Here is a 17,466-nt window from a genome sequence, read left to right as displayed (position 1 = left end):
AGTTACTCGCTAACACGCTTCATACAGCCAGATCTGACCGATTGATTCTCCCGGCGTGCTCCGCTGCTGGGAGTGGAGTTCGCCTATGACCGAAATAGAAGTAAAGAAAGCCCAAGAGAGCCTGCAGGATCGCCTTGCTCAGGTGATCGAGCTGCTGCAGCGCCAGAGGGTGGTCGAAGACCTGACGCATCGTCAGGAAGGTCATCACCATGACCTGGTGGAAAATCTTGTCCACCGCCAGAACCTTGTCGAGCTGCAGCGCAAGCTTGACGACCTGCACCCCGCCGACATTGCCTATATCCTCGAAGCACTGCCACTGGACGACCGCCTGACGGTCTGGCAGCTGGTGCGCTCGGATCGCGACGGCGACATTCTGCTCGAAGTCTCCGATGCCGTGCGCCAGACCCTGATCGCCGACATGGACGATCACGAGCTGCTGGCGGCCGCCAAGGAGATGGATGCCGACGAGCTCGCCGACCTCGCGCCGGAGCTGCCGCGCGACGTCGTTCATGAGCTCATGGAAAGCCTCGATGCCCAGCAGCGCGAGCGCGTGCGTTCGGCCCTGAGCTACGACGAAGAGCAAGTCGGTGCGCTGATGGACTTCGAGATGGTCACCATCCGTGAAGACGTCAGCCTCGAAGTGGTGTTGCGCTACCTGCGCCGCCTCAAGGAGTTGCCCGGGCATACCGACAAGCTGTTCGTGGTCGATTACGACGGGATTCTCAAGGGCGTGCTGCCGATCAAGCGGCTGCTGGTCAACGACCCGGACAAGAAGGTCGCGGAGGTCATGGCCAATGACCCGGTGACGTTTCATCCCGAGGAAGATGCCTACGACGCCGCGCTGGCATTCGAGCGCTACGACCTGGTTTCCGCGCCGGTGGTGGACAAGAGCGAGCGCTTGATTGGCCGTCTGACCATCGACGAAATGGTCGACCTTATTCGTGAAGAGAGCGAAAGCGAAGTGCTCAACATGGCCGGTCTGCGCGAAGAGGAAGACATCTTCGCCTCGGTCTGGCGTTCGCTGCGCAACCGTTGGGCCTGGCTGGCCATCAACCTGATCACCGCGTTCGTGGCATCGCGGGTGATCGGCCTGTTCGAAGGCTCCATCGAGAAACTCGTGGCGCTGGCGGCATTGATGCCGATCGTGGCGGGCATCGGCGGCAACTCGGGTAACCAGACCATTACCATGATCGTGCGCGCCATGGCGCTCGACCAGGTTTCGCCCGGCAACACCAGCCGGTTGATGCGCAAGGAGTTGGCGGTGTCGCTGCTCAATGGCCTGATCTGGGGGGGCGTGATCGGTGTCGTGGCGTTCTGGCTCTATGGCAGCTGGTCGCTGGGCCTGGTGATGACGGCGGCGATGACCTTGAACTTGCTGCTCGCCGCCTTGATGGGGGTGCTGATCCCGATGACTTTGACGCGTCTGGGGCGCGATCCGGCCATGGGCTCCAGCGTGATGATCACCGCGGTCACCGACAGTGGCGGCTTCTTCATCTTCCTCGGCCTGGCTACGCTCTTTCTGCTATAGGCGTGGGTTCAGGCCATGCGCAACCCCTGTAGGAGCGGCCTTGTGTCGCGAAAGGGTCGCGTAGCGGCCCCAGGATTTCAGCGTTGATACAAAGATCGCCGGGGCCGCTTTGCGGCCCTTTCGCGACACAAGGCCGCTCCTACAGGGGCGTGCGTGACCCCGCTGCAACCCCCGCAATCACCAGATGCAAAAAAGCCAGCTTGCGCTGGCTTTTTTGTGTGCGGTTGGTTGTCGCTTGCCTGGATCAGGACGCGTCGGCGGCCATTTCCACATCGTGGGCGATGAGGGCGACCAGGGCATTCTGCTGGCGGTGGGACAGTTGGCGGAAGCGTTGCAGCAGTTCGCGTTCGTGGAGGCTGAGTTCTGGGCTGTCCAGGCGCATGCTCAGCTCGTCGCCCAGCGCACCTTCCTGGATAAGGCTCTGTTCCAGACGGGCGATGATTTCGGAGTTCATGCTGCGGTGGTGGTTGCGCGCTACCTCGGCAATGCGCTCACGCATCCCGTCTGGCAGGCGGACGACAAACTTGTCAGCGGTGCGGCTCGAATAGATAGCCTGTTTCATTGGGCGCATATAAATTGACCGGTTGTTCTGGTTCAGGGGAAGCGGTTCTCAAATTGGCCGCACGGTGGAAGTACGACCGCGGCGACGACAAAATGTTCAACCGTGATGTGATTTTGGTTCTTCATCTTGCCTCATGGTCGCCGTTTCCTTGGCGTCAATTCTGTGACAAATAGTGATCTCGATAAAGGCTTTATGCCAGTACCAATTATCAGAAATGAGCACTGGTTTGAAAAGTTTCACATTCATCGAATCACATCGGTGTCAGACCTTTGTCGTCAAAAAGCTGGTAAAAGGCGAAAAAGGCCAGGGAAAAGTCTAGAATGCGCTGGTTTCCCACACATTGAGCATAGTGGCTATGCAATATGACGCAAGCGTTGGGCCGGCCTCAAGAGGCCGCCTGATATTCCTCGTAGGACCGTCTGGGTCGGGAAAAGATTCCGTGATCGACGCCGCGCGTGAGCAATTGCGAGGTCATGGGGTCGAAATCGCTCGCCGGGTGATCACCCGTTCGCCCGAGTCGAAAGGCGAGTCGGCTCATGGCGTCAGCCAGGAGCGCTTCGATGAGCTGCGTCGCTCGGGAGCGTTCGCCCTGGATTGGCAGGCCAACGGCCTGTGCTATGGCATTCCCGTGGGCATCGAGCATTGGTTGGCGCGGGGGCGTTCGGTACTGGTCAATGGTTCGCGGGGATACCTGGCGCAGGCGCGTGCGCGTTATCCCGACTTGCTGGCCGTGGGGCTGGTCGTCGATCCGCAGGCGTTGCGCCAGCGATTGTCGGCCCGAGGCCGGGAAAACCAGGACGAAATCGAGCAGCGTCTGGCACGCAATGCAAGTCTGCGAGCCTATGACGCCTCCGTTCACGTGCTGGATAACTCAGGCTCGTTGACCGATGCGGTCGAGGCATTGCTGGCACTGTTGGGCGAGCAGGGGGTGATCGCTGCACCGGTGGAAAAAATCTGACGTGCAAATTGCCCGATTGAGGCATGACAAACGTCGGCATGCTGGTTAACATGCTCGCCGTCTGTACCGCACGGCATTCGCTGTCGGTTCTCGGGTCTCAGTAGCTCAATTGGATAGAGCATCCCCCTCCTAAGGGGAAGGTTGCAGGTTCAAATCCTGCCTGGGACGCCATCATCGTCCTGGCATTTCCCATCCCGACCCAGGTTCCCGTATGCAGTGGATGCTGCCCACCGCCTGAGCGGCGGGGTGCATCGATCAAAGCGCGGTGGCCTTCGGCTTGTCGTCGTCCCGCATGCCTGCGATTTTCCCGTCTGCCTGCGCCTGCTGTTCCAGCCTGGCCTGGGTCTTCATCTGCACATCCTCCTGAATGCGCCTGGCGATCAGTTCATCGACCTTCATTTTTCGTTCCGGTGGCAGCGCGTCGTATTCGTCCTGGGTCAGGCCCAGTTCCTGGAGGAGCTTCTCCTTGATCTTCTCTGCCGGGGACTTGGCCATGTAGTCACGGAACTCCTGCAGTGCGGAGGATGCCCCCTGTTCGCCGACGCTGGTCTGCCGGCGTGCATGGGCATCCGGGTTCTGCAGCATGAGCATCAACTTGGCGAAGGCTTCCTTGTGGTCGCCTTCGGTGCCTTGCTGCGAGGAGCCCTGCTGGTTGGCCTGCCGAGCGTCTGGCTTGTGGCTGGCGGTGACCGGCTGAAAGGTCGCGGCCTGGGTTTGAGGCTGGTCGTTGCCGGTACGGTTCTGCTGTTGCATGGCCGGCCAGGCCAGACCGGTGGTGATGAGCATGGTTCCTCCTTGGATGAATGCAGCTGTGCGACGCAAGGGGCAAAAGCTGTGCCAGAGAAACTATCGGCTTGAAATAGGCCATCGGGGCTATTCCTGCCACGCCGCGCGCGGAATATGCTTGCCTGTCGGAGGAATGGGTTTGCCGTCAGCGGCAACCGTCATAAATGCCGGCGGCACCGGGATCGGGGCGCAGTTGCCGGATGTAAGGGAGAGCGTCCATGAGTCACGAAGCAATGCCGGTACCACCCGGTTTTTCCACAGCGCAACTGCAGACCTTGTTCGATCTGATCAGCGATGGCATCTGGGACTGGGATGCCAACAGCGGTTACGTCTACCGCAACCCCGGCTGGTACGCGATGCTGGGCTATGCCAGTCACTCCATGGCCAATTCGGTGCTGACCTGGGAGAGTGTGATCCATCCCGAGGACTACCCCCGCGTAATGGCGCACTTCGAGGCCTACATCGATCAGCGCAACGAGCGCTATCGCATCGAGTACCGCTGCCGCTGCCAGGACGGCAGCTACCTGTGGATCGAAGACAGTGGCCATATCATCGCCCGCAATCCGGATGGCTCGGTGGCGCGCATGCTGGGCGCCCACCGCAATATCGACGCAGGCAAGCGCCTGATCGCCGAGCTCGAGCAGCGCAACGAGTCGCTGGAGTGCCAAGTGGCCGAACGCACCCGCGAGCTTTCCTGGGTCAATCAGCAACTGCAGCGACAGTTGGACGAGAACCGCGAGCTGGCCGAGCGCGACGCGCTCACGCGTACCGGCAACCGTTACCGGCTGGAAAAGACCCTGCAGCAGGAGTGCGAACGTGCCCGGCGCTTTCGCGAGCCCCTGGCGTTGATCGCCATGGACCTGGACGATTTCAAGCCGATCAACGATCTGCATGGCCATGCGCGCGGCGACGCGGCGTTGATCGAAGTGACCGAGCGTATCCGTACCTGCCTGCGGCCCCAGGACTTGCTGGCGCGGTGGGGGGGCGACGAGTTCGCGGTGGTCCTGCCGCACAGTGCTCACGAGCAGGCCTGCGCGATGGCCCAGGCCATTCGTACGGCGATGGAGGCCCTTGGCTCGATTGGCACGTGCCGGTTGACCATGAGCTATGGCGTGGTGCAGTGGCAGGAGGGGGATGACGCCGCCGGGTTGCTGGAGCGCGCCGACCAGGCGCTGTACCGGGCCAAGGCTCGGGGCAAGAATGCCATCGCCGAGTAGGCGCGGCTCGAGAGGGCTGGGAGAGTGCCGGTCGACGGCAAGCCTGGGCTGAAAAAAATGCCCGCGGCGCCAGAGGCGCAGCGGGCCAAATCGGCTATTGCCGCTTCAGTGTCTTTCGCTAGATGTGCAGGGCATGGCCCAGCGCGCGTAATGCCGCTTCCTGGACTGCTTCGCCAAGGGTTGGATGGGCATGGATGGTACCGGCGACGTCTTCCAGGCGGGCGCCCATCTCCAGTGACTGGGCAAAGGCGGTGGACAGCTCGGACACCGCCACGCCCACGGCCTGCCAGCCAAGGATCAGGTGATTGTCGCGGCGGGCCACCACACGCACGAAGCCGCTTTTCGACTCAAGGCTCATGGCCCGACCGTTGGCGGCGAACGGGAACTGCGCAACGAGGCAGTCCACACCCTGCTGGTTGGCCTGTTCCGGGGTCTTGCCGACCACCACCACTTCCGGGTCGGTGAAGCACACCGCGGCAATCGCGCTGGGTTCGAAACGTCGTGCCTTGCCGGCGATGATCTCGGCGACCATCTCGCCCTGGGCCATGGCCCGGTGCGCCAGCATCGGTTCTCCCGCTACGTCGCCGATGGCCCAGACGTTGCGCATGCTGGTCTGGCAGCGCTCATCGATGGCGATGGCGGCGCCGTTCATTTTCAGGTCCAGGCTTTCCAGGCCGAAGCCCTGGGTGCGTGGGCGCCGACCCACGGCCACCAGCACCTGGTCGGCCTCCAGGCGCAATTGTCCGCCCTGGCCGTCGCGTGCCAGCAGGCAACCGTCGGCGTAGCCTTCGACGCTGTGGCCCAGGTACAGCTCGATGCCCAGCTTCTTGATCGAGTCGGCCACCGGCGCGGTCAGCTCGGCGTCGTAGGTCGGCAGGATGCGCTCGCGCGCTTCCACCACGCTGACCTTGGCGCCGAGCTTGCGGTAGGCGATACCCAGCTCCAGGCCGATGTAGCCACCGCCGACCACCACCAGGTGCTGCGGCAAGGCCTTGGGCGCCAGGGCCTCGGTGGACGAGATGATCGGCCCGCCGATGGGCAGCATCGGCAATTCGACGCTGCTCGAACCGGTGGCCAGCAGCAGGTGCTCGCACTGGATGCGCTGACCGTCGACCTCGACGCTCTTGCCATCGAGGACCTTCGCCCAGCCATGGATCACCTTGACACCATGCTTCTTCAGCAGCGCGGCGACGCCGCTGGTGAGGCGGTCGACGATGCCATCCTTCCATTCGATGCTGCGGCCGATGTCCAGGCGCGGCGAGGACACGCTGATGCCCAGCGCGGACGGCTCGGTGTAGCGGCTGGTCTGGTGGAACTGCTCGGCCACATGGATCAGCGCCTTCGAGGGGATGCAGCCGATGTTCAGGCAGGTGCCGCCCAGGGCCTGGCCCTCGATCAGCACGGTGGGGATGCCCAGTTGTCCGGCGCGGATGGCGGCCACGTAGCCGCCGGGGCCGCCACCGATGATCAGCAGGGTGGTGTCGATAATCGGTTGCATGATCACTCCACGAACAGGCAGGCGGGTTGTTCCAGCAGGCCGCGCATGGCCTGGATGAACAGGGCGGCGTCCATGCCGTCGACCACGCGATGGTCGAACGAGCTGGACAGGTTCATCATCTTGCGCACGACGATCTGGCCGTCGATCACCATCGGCCGCTCGACCATGCGGTTGACGCCGACGATCGCTACTTCCGGGGTGTTGACCACCGGAGTGCTGACGATGCCGCCCAGGGCGCCGAGGCTGGTCAGGGTGATGGTCGAGCCGGACAGCTCCTCGCGGCTGGCCTTGTTGCTGCGGGCAGCGTTGGCGACCCGGGCGATCTCGGCGGCGTTGCTCCACAGGCTGCCGGCCTCGGCATGGCGCAGCACCGGCACCATCAGGCCATTGTCACCCTGGGTGGCGATGCCGACATGCACCGCGCCATGGCGGGTGATGACCTGGGCTTCGTCGTCGTAGGTGGCGTTGATCTGCGGGAAGTCGCGCAGGGCGACGACCATGGCGCGCACCAGGAACGGCAGCAGGGTGAGCTTGCCGCGGCTGTCGCCGTACTTGGCGTTGAGCTGCTGACGCAGTGCCTCGAGCGCGGTGACGTCGATTTCCTCGACATAGCTGAAATGGGCCACGCGCCGCTTGGCGTCCTGCATGCGCTGGGCGATCTTGCGGCGCAGGCCGATCACCGGCACCTGCTCGCTGTCGGTGCGCTTGCCGTAGCCGCTCGGTGCCTGGCCGGCGCTGCGCTGCGGCTTGCTGATGAACGCGTCGAGATCCTCATGGAGGATGCGCCCGGCCGGGCCGCTGCCATGCACGTAACGCAGTTCGATACCGGCATCCAGGGCGCGCTTGCGCACGGCGGGGGAGGCCAGTGGTTTTTCATGGGCCTCGCGTGGCACGATCGGCGCCGCGGCGTGGCTGGCGGCTGCCTGAGGCTGCGCCTCGATGCGCGGTTCAGGCTTGGTTTCGGCTTTCACCGGCGCGGGCGCAGGCTCCACCGGCTTGGCCTGGGGCGTATCGACATGGTTGCCGCTGCCTTCGACTTCGATGCGGATCAGTTCGCTGCCGACCGCCATTACCTCACCTGGCTGGCCGCCCAGGGCCAGCACCTTGCCGCTGACCGGCGAAGGGATTTCCACGGTGGCCTTGTCGGTCATGACATCGGCCACCACCTGGTCCTCGGCGATCATGTCGCCGACCTTGACGAACCACTCCACCAACTCGACCTGCGCGATGCCTTCGCCGATGTCCGGCATCTTGATGACGTGCGTGCCCATTCAGACCTCCATGACCCGTTTCAGTGCCGCGCCTACCCGCGAAGGACCAGGGAAGTAGGCCCATTCCTGTGCGTGAGGGTAGGGGGTGTCCCAGCCGGTGACGCGCTCGATCGGCGCTTCGAGGTGATGGAAGCAGTGCTCCTGGACCAGCGACACCAGTTCGGCGCCAAAACCGCAGGTGCGGGTGGCTTCGTGCACGACCACGCAGCGACCGGTCTTCTTCACCGACTCGACGATGGTCTCCAGGTCCAGCGGCCACAGGCTGCGCAGGTCGATGACCTCGGCGTCGACGCCGGTTTCCTCGGCGGCCACTTGCGAGACATACACGGTCGTGCCGTAGGTCAGCACGGTGACGTCGTTGCCCGGGCGGACGATGGCCGCCTTGTCCAGCGGCACGGTGTAGTAGCCATCCGGCACGGCGCTGTGCGGATGCTTGGCCCACGGGGTCACGGGGCGGTCGTGATGGCCATCGAAGGGGCCGTTGTACAGGCGCTTGGGCTCGAGGAAGATCACCGGGTCGTCGCATTCGATCGAGGCGATCAGCAGGCCTTTGGCGTCATAGGGGTTCGACGGCATCACGGTGCGCAGACCGCAGACCTGGGTGAACATCGCCTCCGGGCTCTGGCTGTGGGTCTGGCCGCCGTAGATGCCGCCGCCGCAGGGCATGCGCAGGGTCAGCGGCGAGATGAACTCGCCGGCCGAGCGATAGCGCAGACGGGCCATCTCCGAGACGATCTGGTCGGAGGCGGGGTAGAAGTAGTCGGCGAACTGGATCTCGACCACCGGGCGCAGGCCATAGGCGCCCATGCCCACGGCGGTGCCGACGATGCCGCTTTCGGAGATCGGCGCGTCGAACACGCGGGACTTGCCGTACTTGGTCTGCAGGCCTTCGGTGCAGCGGAACACGCCGCCGAAGTAGCCCACGTCCTGGCCATAGACCACGACATTGTCATCGCGCTCGAGCATGACATCCATGGCCGAGCGCAGGGCCTGGATCATGGTCATGGTGGTGGTGGACATGGCGTTTTCCAGATGGATGCTGTTGTTGTGATCGTTCATCTCAGACCCCCAGTTCCTGGCGCTGGCGGCGCAGGTGGTCGGGCATTTCCTTGTACACGTCCTCGAACATCGAGGCGGCGCTGGGGATATGGCCATTGCTCAGGGTGCCGAACTGCTCGGCGTCCTTCTGCGCCTTGATGACCTCGGCCTCGAGCTCGGCGGTGACTGCCTGGTGCTCCTCCTCGGACCAGTGACCGATCTTGACCAGGTGCTGCTTGAGGCGCGTGATCGGGTCGCCCAGCGGGAAGTGGCTCCAGTCGTCGGCCGGGCGGTACTTGGATGGATCGTCCGAGGTCGAGTGCGGGCCGGCACGGTAGGTGACCCATTCGATCAGCGTCGGCCCCAGGCCACGGCGGGCACGTTCGGCGGCCCAGCGCGAGGCGGCGTAGACGGCGATGAAGTCGTTGCCGTCGACCCGCAGCGAGGCGATGCCGCAACCCACGCCACGGCCGGCGAAGGTGGTCGACTCGCCACCGGCGATGGCCTGGAAGGTCGAGATCGCCCACTGGTTGTTGACCACGTTGAGGATCACCGGGGCGCGGTAGACGTGGGCGAAGGTCAGGGCGGTGTGGAAGTCGGACTCGGCGGTGGCGCCGTCGCCGATCCAGGCCGAGGCGATCTTGGTATCGCCCTTGATCGCCGAGGCCATGGCCCAGCCGACCGCCTGGACGAACTGGGTGGCCAGGTTGCCGCTGATGGTGAAGAAGCCGGCCTCGCGCACCGAATACATGATCGGCAGCTGACGGCCCTTGAGCGGATCACGGGTGTTGGACAGCAGCTGGCAGATCATGTCCACCAGGGACACGTCGCGGGCCATCAGGATGCTCTGCTGGCGGTAGGTGGGGAAACACATGTCGCTGCGGTTCAGGGCCAGGGCCTGGCCGCTGCCGATGGCTTCCTCGCCCAGGCTCTGCATGTAGAAGGACATCTTCTTCTGGCGCTGGGCGACTACCATGCGGCTGTCGAAGATGCGCGTCTTGAGCATGGCGCGCATGCCCTGGCGCAGCACTTGCGGGTCGACGTCCGCGGCCCACGGGCCAACGGCGTCGCCATGCTCGTTGAGCACGCGGACCAGGCTGTAGGAAAGGTCTGCCGTGTCGGCAGGCTCCACGTCGATGGGCGGTTTACGAACTTGACCTGCGTCGTTCAGGCGCAGGTAGGAGAAATCGGTCTGGCAGCCTGGCCGGCCTGTAGGCTCGGGCACATGCAGACGCAGGGGGGCGTACTCGTTCATTGCTTTTTACGCTCGCTCGAATGTTGTTTTTGTGAGCTTTGAAGCGGCCGCCGCTGAGTGCCGGCTCGTGACTGGCAAGTCAGCGTCTTTTACATCATAGGGGGACGCCAGGAGAATTTTTCTCTCATGTTCATTGCCTTTGCAGCGCGGCGCAGATAAACATTCCGCATAAACACAAAAGCCAGGTGAATTTGTCTCATGCGCAAACTGGATCGTACGGATATCGGCATTCTCAACAGCCTGCAGGAAAACGCCCGGATCACCAACGCGGAGCTGGCGCGCTCGGTCAACCTGTCGCCCACGCCCTGCTTCAACCGGGTCAAGGCGATGGAGGAGATGGGCGTGATTCGCCAGCAGGTGACGCTGTTGTCGCCGGAGGCGCTGGGGCTGGACGTCAATGTGTTCATCCACGTCAGCCTCGAGAAGCAGGTGGAGCAATCGCTGCACCGTTTCGAGGAAGAGATCGCCGAGCGGCCCGAGGTGATGGAGTGCTACCTGATGACGGGAGATCCGGATTACCTGCTGCGGGTGCTGCTGCCCAGCATCCAGGCGCTGGAGCGGTTTCTCGATTACCTGACCCGCTTGCCTGGGGTGGCGAACATTCGCTCCAGCTTTGCCCTCAAGCAGGTGCGCTACAAGACCGCGCTGCCGTTGCCGGCCAATGGCATGACCTTGCGCGAGCAGTAGCCTGGGCTGGCCCTTTCGCGGGTGAACCCGCTCCCACAGGTACGGTGCATGGCTCGAGGTCGGCGCGGGTTTACCCGCGAAGAGGGCGCCACTGCCCCTGGGGTGCTTGATATTTTAAACACCCCCGGCCTATGTTGTGCTCGTTGCCATTCCCGGCAGGCGAAAACAACAAGAAGGACAGTGTCATGACGACCGCAGGCCCGCATACCCAGGCTGAACACCTGAAGGGCATCGATGAAATCGAGTGCGTCACCCCCGACCTCAACGGCGTTGCGCGCGGCAAGGTAATGACCGCCGAGGGCTTCCTCGAAGGCCGCCGCTTGCAGATGGCACGTGGCGTACTGCTGCAATGCATCATGGGTGGCTACCCGCCAGCGAAATTCTACGGCAGTGACGATGGCGACCTGGCGCTGGTGGCCGAGCCCACCCAGATCCATCGCCTGCCCTGGAGCGACGAGCCCCGCGCCCTGGCTATCTGCGATGCGGTGGAACTGGACGGCGCGCCTTCGGGATTGTCCAGCCGCGGCCAGCTCAAGGCGGTGATCGCTCGCTATGCCAAGCGCGGCCTGGCGCCGGTGGTGGCGACCGAACTGGAGTTCTTCGTCTTCGCGCCCAATACCGATCCTGGCCAGCCGTTCCAGCCGCCATTGGGCAAGGATGGTCGCCGGGAAATGGGCCATTCGGCGTTCAGCGTCAGCTCCAACAACGGCTTGCGCCCGTTCTTCAACGAGGTCTACCGGTGCATGGCCGCGCTGGGGTTGCCCCGCGATACCTTCATGCACGAGATGGGCGTCAGTCAGTTCGAGATCAACCTGCTGCACGGCGATCCGTTGCTGCTGGCCGACCAGACGTTCCTGTTCAAGCACCTGCTCAAGGAAGTGGCGCTGCGTCATGGCCTGACCGTGGTGTGCATGGCCAAGCCGCTGGCGCATACACCCGGCAGCTCGATGCACATCCACCAGAGCCTGGTGGAGATCGCCAGCGGGCGCAACGTGTTCAGCGACGAGCAGGGCCGGGCGACCGACACCTTCCACCATTTCATTGGCGGTCTGCAGGCCTGCCTGGCCGACTTCACCGTGCTGTTCGCGCCCAACGTCAATTCCTACCAGCGCCTGTGCCACCCCTATGCGTCGCCGAACAATGCCTGCTGGTCCGAGGACAACCGTGCCGCGGGCTTGCGCATTCCCGCCAGCTCAGCTGTTGCGCGGCGGGTGGAGAACCGCCTGCCGGGGGCCGATGCCAACCCTTACCTGGCCATCGCCGCCAGCCTTGCCGCCGGCCTGCACGGTATCGAGCAGCAGCTGGTGCCGGCGCCCGCCATCCAGGGCGAGTTCGAAGTGCCGGAGCACCTGAGCCTGCCCTGCACCCTGCATGCCGCGCTGGAGCGGCTCAAGCGCAGCGCGCTGGCACGGGAACTGTTCGGCCAGGAGTTCATCGAAGGCTACATCGCCAGCAAGACCCTCGAGCTCAGCGATTTCTTCGATGAAATAACGCCGTGGGAGCGGCGCGTGCTGGCGGCGCAGGCCTGAGCGCGACACGACCGCTACTGGATGCGCCCCTTGTGCTGACTTTCGCTGCAAGGGGCCTGCGTCGGGGCCGTTTTGCTCTTATGCTTGCCTGCAGCCCAACGCCAGCGAATGAAGGAGCTTGACGGGACGTATGCGAAATATCTGGAAGCCGTTTCAGTCGCTGTACTTCGCTGCCTTGATGATGCTGATCGGCTCCGGCCTGCTCAGTACCTACCTGGCGTTGCGCCTGGCCGCCGATCATGTCGACAGTCTGTGGATCGGTGCGCTGATGGCCGCCAACTACTTCGGCCTGGCGGTGGGCGGCAAGGTGGGGCACCGGCTGATCGGCCGGGTCGGGCATATTCGCGCCTACGCCACCTGCGCCGGTATCGTCGGCGCGGCGGTGCTCGGGCATGGCTTGACCAACTGGCTGCCGGCCTGGGTCGGGCTGCGCATGATCGTCGGCCTGGGGATGATGTGCCAGTACATGGTCATCGAGAGCTGGCTCAACGAGCAGGCCGATGCCAAGCATCGCGGGGCGGTGTTCAGCGGCTACATGATCGCCTCCTACCTGGGCCTGGTGCTCGGTCAGTTGATCCTGGTGGTGCATCCGCAATTGGGGCCGGAGCTGCTGATGCTGGTCGCCATGTGCTTCGCGCTGTGCCTGGTGCCGGTGGCGATGACCCGGCGCATTCACCCCGCGCCCCTGCGTCCGGCGCCGATGGAGCCGAAGTTCTTCATCAAGCGGGTGCCGCAATCGCTGTCCACGGTGCTGGGGTCGGGCCTGATCGTCGGCTCCTTCTATGGCCTGGCACCGTTGTACGCGTCCAGCCAGGGGCTTTCCACCGAGCAGGTCGGTCTGTTCATGGGCAGCTGCATCTTCGCCGGGCTGCTGGTGCAATGGCCGCTGGGCTGGCTCTCCGATCGCTACGATCGGGCGGTGTTGATCCGCAGCGTGGCCATCGGCCTGGCGCTGGCCTCGGCGCCGCTGGCGATCCTGCCGGGGGTGCCGCTGGCGCTGCTGTTCGCCATCGGCTTCGTCATTTCGCTGTTGCAGTTCTGCCTGTACCCCTTGGCGGTGGCGTTTTCCAACGACCATGTGGAGAGCGAGCGACGGGTGTCGCTGACCGCCATGTTGCTGGTCACCTATGGCGTCGGCGCCTGTATCGGGCCGCTGGCGGCCGGGGTGCTGATGAAGCTGCTGGGGCCGCAGATGCTGTATGCCTTCTTCCTGTTCTTCGCCCTGGTGCTGGTCTGGCGCATACGGCCCAAGGCCGTCACTGGTCTGCATCAGGTGCAGGATGCGCCGCTGGGGCACGTGGCGATGCCGGCGGCAGGCTCGCCGTTGTCGGCGGCGCTCGACCCACGGGTCGATGAGCAGACGGTGCAGGAGGTGATGCAGGCGCCGGTAGCGGCGGAGGATACCGAGGAAGAGGCGAGCGTGGAGCCGCAAGGCGAGGGTGAGGTGAGTAAATCGGCTTCCTAGGTGGGACGCCCCTTCGCGTCGAAGCGCCGCGAAGGGGCCCTGATCTTTCTCAGGTGAACAGCATCACTGGACTGGCGACGATCAGTAGTCGTCCTTGTCGAACCGACGCGCTTCACGCTGCAACTGGTAGACGAAACTCTCGATCTTGCGCTGCGCCTGGCCGTTGAGGTTGTGGAAGCGCACGCCGGCGAAGGTGGTGTTGATGCGCTCCTCGAAGTGCAGGTGACGCAGTTCGACCAGTGTGTCGGTCAGCCCCAGTGGATTGCCGGCCTTGAACCGTTCGTATACCTGGCCCAGTTGCAGGCGATCCTCGACGTTGCCGTCGAAACGCAGCTTGCAGCCGGTGGCGGAGATGTCCAGCAGCTTGCCGCGCAAGGCGCCGTTGCCCTTTAGGTGCGTCCCGTCGAGCACGATATCGACCAGCTGCGAGAGCTTGAGCGCGGCGCGGAAGGCGTTGCGGCGCTGGTGGTAAGTCATTTCCGTCGGCAGCGGGCCGCGGTAGCAGCGGTGGCCGTCGATTGCGCCGATGGTCAGCGGCGTGTCGCTTTCCCAGGCGATGCGCACGCCATCATGGAAGCCTTCGATGCGGAACGGCTCGCCGTTCTCGATGTACTTTTCGCCGTCGCGAGGAATCATCTCGTCCAGGGCCAGAGTGCCGGTGTCCTTGTCGACATGCACCACGTAGCTCTGGAATCGCTGGCTGCGCTCATGGAAGCTGATGATCAGCGGGTCGTGGCTCTCCAGCAACTGGCGCAGGTTGGCCGTGATCTCCAAAGGGGTGCTCAGCACCTTCGGCGGCTGGGGAGCATCGGATTCATTGAACACGGGTTATCAATCTCCAGGCAAAAACGACACACGCAAGTAACGGCATTTTGCCAGTATGTTCCGTGGCTTGATAGGACTAATCACACTTGGCTGAGGGCGCGGGGCTTGGCCATGGGCGAGGTGCCGCCACGGGCGTCGTAGAGCGACGGCGAGTCGCCGCCCTGGAGGATCCTGATCTGGTTGGCCGTGGCCTGTTGCTGCACCTGGATGATCCGGCCATTGGTCGCGTTGACCTGCTGGCAGGCATCCATGATCTGGCCCAGCGCATCCAGCCGGCTCATGATGGCGTCGCCGCTGCTCGACTGGGCGGCCAGCGCTTGCGCGCCGGCGCGATCGGCGCTCAGGCCGAGGCTCTGGAGCAGCTGGCTGCGCCGTGTACCCTGCTGTTCAAGCAAGATGATCAACGACTGCTTGCGGGCCAGGATCTGCTCCAGGGCCGCCATGTCCCGCCCGTGCAGGGCTATCGCTTCGTTCTGCAGGAGCTCGAGCAGCTCCTGCGCCGGGGCGATGTCGTTTTCGATCAGTTGCAGCAGGGTGATGTCGTGCATGGCTAACTCTTGGCGTGGTGCGTCCTGGAAGTCAGCGCGCCTTGAGGTCAGCGCTGGGCTTCGAAATCAAGCAGCTTGCTGGCGACCCGGTCGGCATCGACCTTGTAGCTGCCGTCTGCGATCGCCTGTTTCAACTCGGCCACGCGGGCGCTGTTGACGGTCGGCTGGTCGCGCAGCTTGTCGCTGATCTTCTGCAATTGCTGGGCCTCAGGGCTCAGATGTACCGTTTCTCCGCTGGCATCGGCGCGCTTGGGCGCCTGGCTGGCTTCGCCGGCTTTCTCGGCGTTGCCGGGCGCGGCATTGCCACGCACGCCGCCCGTGACGGACGGAGAGTTATTCAAACGACTGAAGTCGATGACCATGTCAGAACCCCTGGGTATTAGGACGCATGCCTTGTTTTCGGCCAACCCGAAAGAAACTTTAGGCAACAATGCATCACTGCCGTGAAGCCAGCTTGCGCCACCCGATTTCCGACACAGTTTAGGGCGCGCGGTTCCATACTGCCAGCCTCGCGTCGTTATCCTGACGCCCGGAGCTACATCGCCACCTCGACCTGGCCGGGCCCGGTCACGCGGGCCTTCACCACGCGCTTGGAGTTGAGGTTGCGCACGCGGATCTGCGTCTGCAGGCCGCCCTTGTCCAGGGCCTCGCCGGGCATGCGCACGCTGAGGCTGCCGCTGCGCGCGACGATCACCACGTGGTCGCCCTTGCGCACCACCTCGGCCTGTTCCAGGTGTTGCTGGGTCAGGACCTGGTCGAGCACCGTCGGGCGCAGCAGCTTCATGCCCAGCGCCTGGTCCAGCTGGGTCAGGTAGCCGGGGCCGAGGCTGCCCACGTCGCGCTCGCGCAGGGCCACGTCGCCTTCGCCGACCACGCTTTCGCGCTTGAGCGGGCGAGTCATCACCACCACATCGCGCAGCAGGCGCACCTGGGCGGGGACGAACACGGTCCATGGCGCCGCGCCGTCGCAGCGTACCTTGACCGTGACCCTGCCCAGCGGCGTCGAACTCTCCAGCGAGGCGTCGAGCTGCTGGCTGCACAGCGGCATGCGCAGGCGCGGGTCGAGGGTGTTGACCTGGATCTCGTAGCGGCCGGGCGTCTGGGTGGTTGCCAGATAATCCTCCACGGTGAATTCAAGAAACCCTTGAGTGACACCGATAAGCTGTTCAGGCAAGGTAAACGCGTCCGCCAGCGCACGAACGCCCGGCACCAGCAGGCACACTGCGGCCAGCGAGCCGGCCAGCAGGCGCGTCAGTCGTCGGAAAAATGTCGTTTTCATGTACATGGCGTTCAAAAAAGCAAAGCCCGTGCCGACTTGTTGCACAGGCATTCGTTGAAGGAGTCCGGCATGGCTGGAGTGATGGATTCGGTCAACCAGCGCACGCAGCTGGTGGGGCAGAACCGCCTGGAGTTGCTGTTGTTCCGCCTCAATGGCGACCAGCTCTATGGCATCAATGTGTTCAAGGTCCGAGAGGTGCTGCAGTGCCCGGACCTGACGCTGTTGCCCAAATCCCATCCGGTGGTGCGAGGGGTGGCCAACATTCGCGGGGCGACGATCCCGATCCTGGACCTGTCGATGGCGACCGGGCTGCCGGGGCTGCGGGAGGAAACCCGCAACAGTTTCGTGATCATCACTGAGTACAACACCAAGACCCAGGGCTTCCTGGTGCACTCGGTCGAGCGCATCGTCAACATGAACTGGGAAGAGATCCACCCGCCACCCAAGGGCACCGGGCGCGATCATTACCTGACCGCGGTCACCCGGGTCGACAATCGCATGGTCGAGATCATCGACGTGGAGAAGGTGTTGGCCGAAGTGGCGCCGTCCTCCGAGTCGGTGTCGGCGGGCGTGGTGGATGCCGAGGTACAGGACAAGGCCGTGCTGCTGCGGGTGCTGACGGTCGATGACTCGTCGGTGGCGCGCAAGCAGGTCAGTCGTTGTCTGCAGACCGTCGGCGTCGAGGTGGTGGCGCTCAACGACGGTCGTCAGGCCCTGGACTACCTGCGCAAACTGGTGGACGAAGGCAAGCGGCCCGAGGACGAATTCCTCATGATGATCTCCGATATTGAAATGCCGGAGATGGACGGCTATACCCTCACCGCGGAGATTCGCAGCGATCCGCGCATGCAAAAGCTGCACATCTGCCTGCATACTTCGCTGTCCGGGGTATTCAACCAGGCCATGGTCAAGAAGGTCGGCGCCGATGACTTCCTGGCCAAGTTCAAGCCGGACGACCTCGCCCAGCGCGTGGTCGACCGGATCAAGGCGACTCATTGAAACGGCCGGGGCCTGTCCCCG

17 protein-coding genes and 1 tRNA gene are annotated in these 17,466 nt (G+C 64.1%); 8 read left to right on the top strand and 10 right to left on the bottom strand.

Annotated elements, in window-relative coordinates; translation table 11 throughout:
• Positions 1 to 85: 85 nt before the first annotated feature.
• On the top strand, positions 86 to 1,528 hold the full coding sequence (gene mgtE, locus ACYUME_RS18735) for a magnesium transporter (protein WP_279888280.1): 1,443 nt from the start codon (positions 86 to 88) through the stop codon (positions 1,526 to 1,528).
• A 244-nt stretch (positions 1,529 to 1,772) separates the two neighbouring features.
• Here mgtE and ACYUME_RS18730 read toward each other — a convergent pair whose 3' ends face one another.
• Positions 1,773 to 2,099: an Arc family DNA-binding protein gene (locus tag ACYUME_RS18730; RefSeq protein WP_003254499.1), complete on the bottom strand. Its 327-nt coding sequence runs from the start codon at positions 2,097 to 2,099 to the stop codon at positions 1,773 to 1,775.
• 346 nt (positions 2,100 to 2,445) lie between these two features.
• On the opposite strand from ACYUME_RS18730, the gene phnN reads away from it, so the two are divergent.
• Together phnN and ACYUME_RS18720 are read left to right on the top strand one after the other, a co-directional pair.
• The gene (gene phnN / locus ACYUME_RS18725) at positions 2,446 to 3,048 is read left to right on the top strand and encodes a phosphonate metabolism protein/1,5-bisphosphokinase (PRPP-forming) PhnN (protein ID WP_460416248.1); all 603 of its coding nucleotides are present in this window, start codon (positions 2,446 to 2,448) and stop codon (positions 3,046 to 3,048) included.
• 94 nt (positions 3,049 to 3,142) lie between these two features.
• Positions 3,143 to 3,219: transfer RNA gene (locus ACYUME_RS18720), tRNA-Arg, on the top strand.
• Between the two features lie 84 nt (positions 3,220 to 3,303).
• Here ACYUME_RS18720 and ACYUME_RS18715 read toward each other — a convergent pair.
• Complete coding sequence (locus tag ACYUME_RS18715) at positions 3,304 to 3,834, bottom strand: hypothetical protein (RefSeq protein WP_460416246.1); 531 nt, start codon at positions 3,832 to 3,834, stop codon at positions 3,304 to 3,306.
• A gap of 218 nt (positions 3,835 to 4,052) precedes the next feature.
• On the opposite strand from ACYUME_RS18715, the gene ACYUME_RS18710 reads away from it, so the two are divergent.
• Positions 4,053 to 5,051, top strand: coding sequence for a sensor domain-containing diguanylate cyclase (locus ACYUME_RS18710; RefSeq protein ID WP_460416244.1), 999 nt, complete (start codon positions 4,053 to 4,055; stop codon positions 5,049 to 5,051).
• Between the two features lie 118 nt (positions 5,052 to 5,169).
• Here the strand turns inward: ACYUME_RS18710 and lpdA are convergent, their stop codons facing one another.
• Genes lpdA through ACYUME_RS18690 form a run of 4 tightly spaced genes read right to left on the bottom strand, consistent with a single transcriptional unit; the run spans position 5,170 to position 10,113 of the window.
• Positions 5,170 to 6,549 carry a dihydrolipoyl dehydrogenase gene (gene lpdA / locus ACYUME_RS18705; protein WP_460416242.1) on the bottom strand — a complete coding sequence of 460 codons (1,380 nt, stop codon included), beginning with the start codon at positions 6,547 to 6,549 and terminating at the stop codon, positions 5,170 to 5,172.
• A 2-nt stretch (positions 6,550 to 6,551) separates the two neighbouring features.
• Positions 6,552 to 7,820: a dihydrolipoamide acetyltransferase family protein gene (locus ACYUME_RS18700; RefSeq protein ID WP_460416241.1), complete on the bottom strand. Its 1,269-nt coding sequence runs from the start codon at positions 7,818 to 7,820 to the stop codon at positions 6,552 to 6,554.
• Positions 7,821 to 8,879 carry an alpha-ketoacid dehydrogenase subunit beta gene (locus ACYUME_RS18695; protein WP_279882127.1) on the bottom strand — a complete coding sequence of 353 codons (1,059 nt, stop codon included), beginning with the start codon at positions 8,877 to 8,879 and terminating at the stop codon, positions 7,821 to 7,823.
• Position 8,880: 1 nt separating this feature from the next.
• Positions 8,881 to 10,113, bottom strand: a complete 1,233-nt coding sequence (locus ACYUME_RS18690; protein WP_279882125.1) for a 3-methyl-2-oxobutanoate dehydrogenase (2-methylpropanoyl-transferring) subunit alpha — start codon at positions 10,111 to 10,113, stop codon at positions 8,881 to 8,883.
• Positions 10,114 to 10,311: 198 nt separating this feature from the next.
• Here ACYUME_RS18690 and bkdR point away from each other — a divergent pair, with 198 nt between their 5' ends.
• The 3 genes from bkdR (at position 10,312) to ACYUME_RS18675 (ending at position 13,794) form a co-directional block, all read left to right on the top strand.
• Positions 10,312 to 10,800, top strand: coding sequence for a Bkd operon transcriptional regulator BkdR (gene bkdR, locus ACYUME_RS18685; RefSeq protein ID WP_186660896.1), 489 nt, complete (start codon positions 10,312 to 10,314; stop codon positions 10,798 to 10,800).
• Positions 10,801 to 11,087: 287 nt separating this feature from the next.
• Positions 11,088 to 12,329, top strand: a complete 1,242-nt coding sequence (locus ACYUME_RS18680; protein ID WP_279882152.1) for a glutamine synthetase family protein — start codon at positions 11,088 to 11,090, stop codon at positions 12,327 to 12,329.
• A gap of 130 nt (positions 12,330 to 12,459) precedes the next feature.
• Positions 12,460 to 13,794 carry an MFS transporter gene (locus ACYUME_RS18675; protein ID WP_460416237.1) on the top strand — a complete coding sequence of 445 codons (1,335 nt, stop codon included), beginning with the start codon at positions 12,460 to 12,462 and terminating at the stop codon, positions 13,792 to 13,794.
• An 81-nt stretch (positions 13,795 to 13,875) separates the two neighbouring features.
• On the opposite strand, the gene ACYUME_RS18670 is transcribed toward ACYUME_RS18675, so the two are convergent.
• The 4 genes from ACYUME_RS18670 to flgA all read right to left on the bottom strand — a co-directional run bounded on the left by ACYUME_RS18670 (position 13,876) and on the right by flgA (position 16,452).
• Entirely contained in the window at positions 13,876 to 14,619 is a 744-nt protein-coding gene (locus tag ACYUME_RS18670) for a flagellar brake protein (protein ID WP_279882119.1), read from the bottom strand.
• Between the two features lie 80 nt (positions 14,620 to 14,699).
• Positions 14,700 to 15,167 (bottom strand): flagella synthesis protein FlgN, encoded by a 468-nt coding sequence (locus tag ACYUME_RS18665; protein ID WP_279882117.1) that lies wholly within the window; start codon positions 15,165 to 15,167, stop codon positions 14,700 to 14,702.
• Positions 15,168 to 15,214: 47 nt separating this feature from the next.
• The gene (gene flgM / locus ACYUME_RS18660) at positions 15,215 to 15,529 is read right to left on the bottom strand and encodes a flagellar biosynthesis anti-sigma factor FlgM (protein WP_279882115.1); all 315 of its coding nucleotides are present in this window, start codon (positions 15,527 to 15,529) and stop codon (positions 15,215 to 15,217) included.
• Between the two features lie 173 nt (positions 15,530 to 15,702).
• Entirely contained in the window at positions 15,703 to 16,452 is a 750-nt protein-coding gene (flgA, locus tag ACYUME_RS18655) for a flagellar basal body P-ring formation chaperone FlgA (RefSeq protein WP_460416235.1), read from the bottom strand.
• A 63-nt stretch (positions 16,453 to 16,515) separates the two neighbouring features.
• On the opposite strand from flgA, the gene ACYUME_RS18650 reads away from it, so the two are divergent.
• Complete coding sequence (locus ACYUME_RS18650; protein WP_279882111.1) at positions 16,516 to 17,445, top strand: chemotaxis protein CheV; 930 nt, start codon at positions 16,516 to 16,518, stop codon at positions 17,443 to 17,445.
• The last annotated feature ends 21 nt before the right edge of the window (positions 17,446 to 17,466 follow it).

This window comes from Pseudomonas sp. microsymbiont 2 (assembly GCF_054788395.1).
This window is presented reverse-complemented; position numbering and strand designations above follow the sequence as displayed.

Bases quoted from the DNA above. Each gene is read 5' to 3' on its own strand.
- mgtE (WP_279888280.1), top strand. From the start codon at position 86: ATGACCGAAATAGAAGTAAAGAAAGCCCAAGAGAGCCTGCAGGATCGC.
- ACYUME_RS18730 (WP_003254499.1), bottom strand. From the start codon at position 2,099: ATGCGCCCAATGAAACAGGCTATCTATTCGAGCCGCACCGCTGACAAG.
- phnN (WP_460416248.1), top strand. From the start codon at position 2,446: ATGCAATATGACGCAAGCGTTGGGCCGGCCTCAAGAGGCCGCCTGATA.
- ACYUME_RS18715 (WP_460416246.1), bottom strand. From the start codon at position 3,834: ATGCTCATCACCACCGGTCTGGCCTGGCCGGCCATGCAACAGCAGAAC.
- ACYUME_RS18710 (WP_460416244.1), top strand. From the start codon at position 4,053: ATGAGTCACGAAGCAATGCCGGTACCACCCGGTTTTTCCACAGCGCAA.
- lpdA (WP_460416242.1), bottom strand. From the start codon at position 6,549: ATGCAACCGATTATCGACACCACCCTGCTGATCATCGGTGGCGGCCCC.
- ACYUME_RS18700 (WP_460416241.1), bottom strand. From the start codon at position 7,820: ATGGGCACGCACGTCATCAAGATGCCGGACATCGGCGAAGGCATCGCG.
- ACYUME_RS18695 (WP_279882127.1), bottom strand. From the start codon at position 8,879: ATGAACGATCACAACAACAGCATCCATCTGGAAAACGCCATGTCCACC.
- ACYUME_RS18690 (WP_279882125.1), bottom strand. From the start codon at position 10,113: ATGAACGAGTACGCCCCCCTGCGTCTGCATGTGCCCGAGCCTACAGGC.
- bkdR (WP_186660896.1), top strand. From the start codon at position 10,312: ATGCGCAAACTGGATCGTACGGATATCGGCATTCTCAACAGCCTGCAG.
- ACYUME_RS18680 (WP_279882152.1), top strand. From the start codon at position 11,088: ATGACCGCCGAGGGCTTCCTCGAAGGCCGCCGCTTGCAGATGGCACGT.
- ACYUME_RS18675 (WP_460416237.1), top strand. From the start codon at position 12,460: ATGCGAAATATCTGGAAGCCGTTTCAGTCGCTGTACTTCGCTGCCTTG.
- ACYUME_RS18665 (WP_279882117.1), bottom strand. From the start codon at position 15,167: ATGCACGACATCACCCTGCTGCAACTGATCGAAAACGACATCGCCCCG.
- flgM (WP_279882115.1), bottom strand. From the start codon at position 15,529: ATGGTCATCGACTTCAGTCGTTTGAATAACTCTCCGTCCGTCACGGGC.
- flgA (WP_460416235.1), bottom strand. From the start codon at position 16,452: ATGTACATGAAAACGACATTTTTCCGACGACTGACGCGCCTGCTGGCC.
- ACYUME_RS18650 (WP_279882111.1), top strand. From the start codon at position 16,516: ATGGCTGGAGTGATGGATTCGGTCAACCAGCGCACGCAGCTGGTGGGG.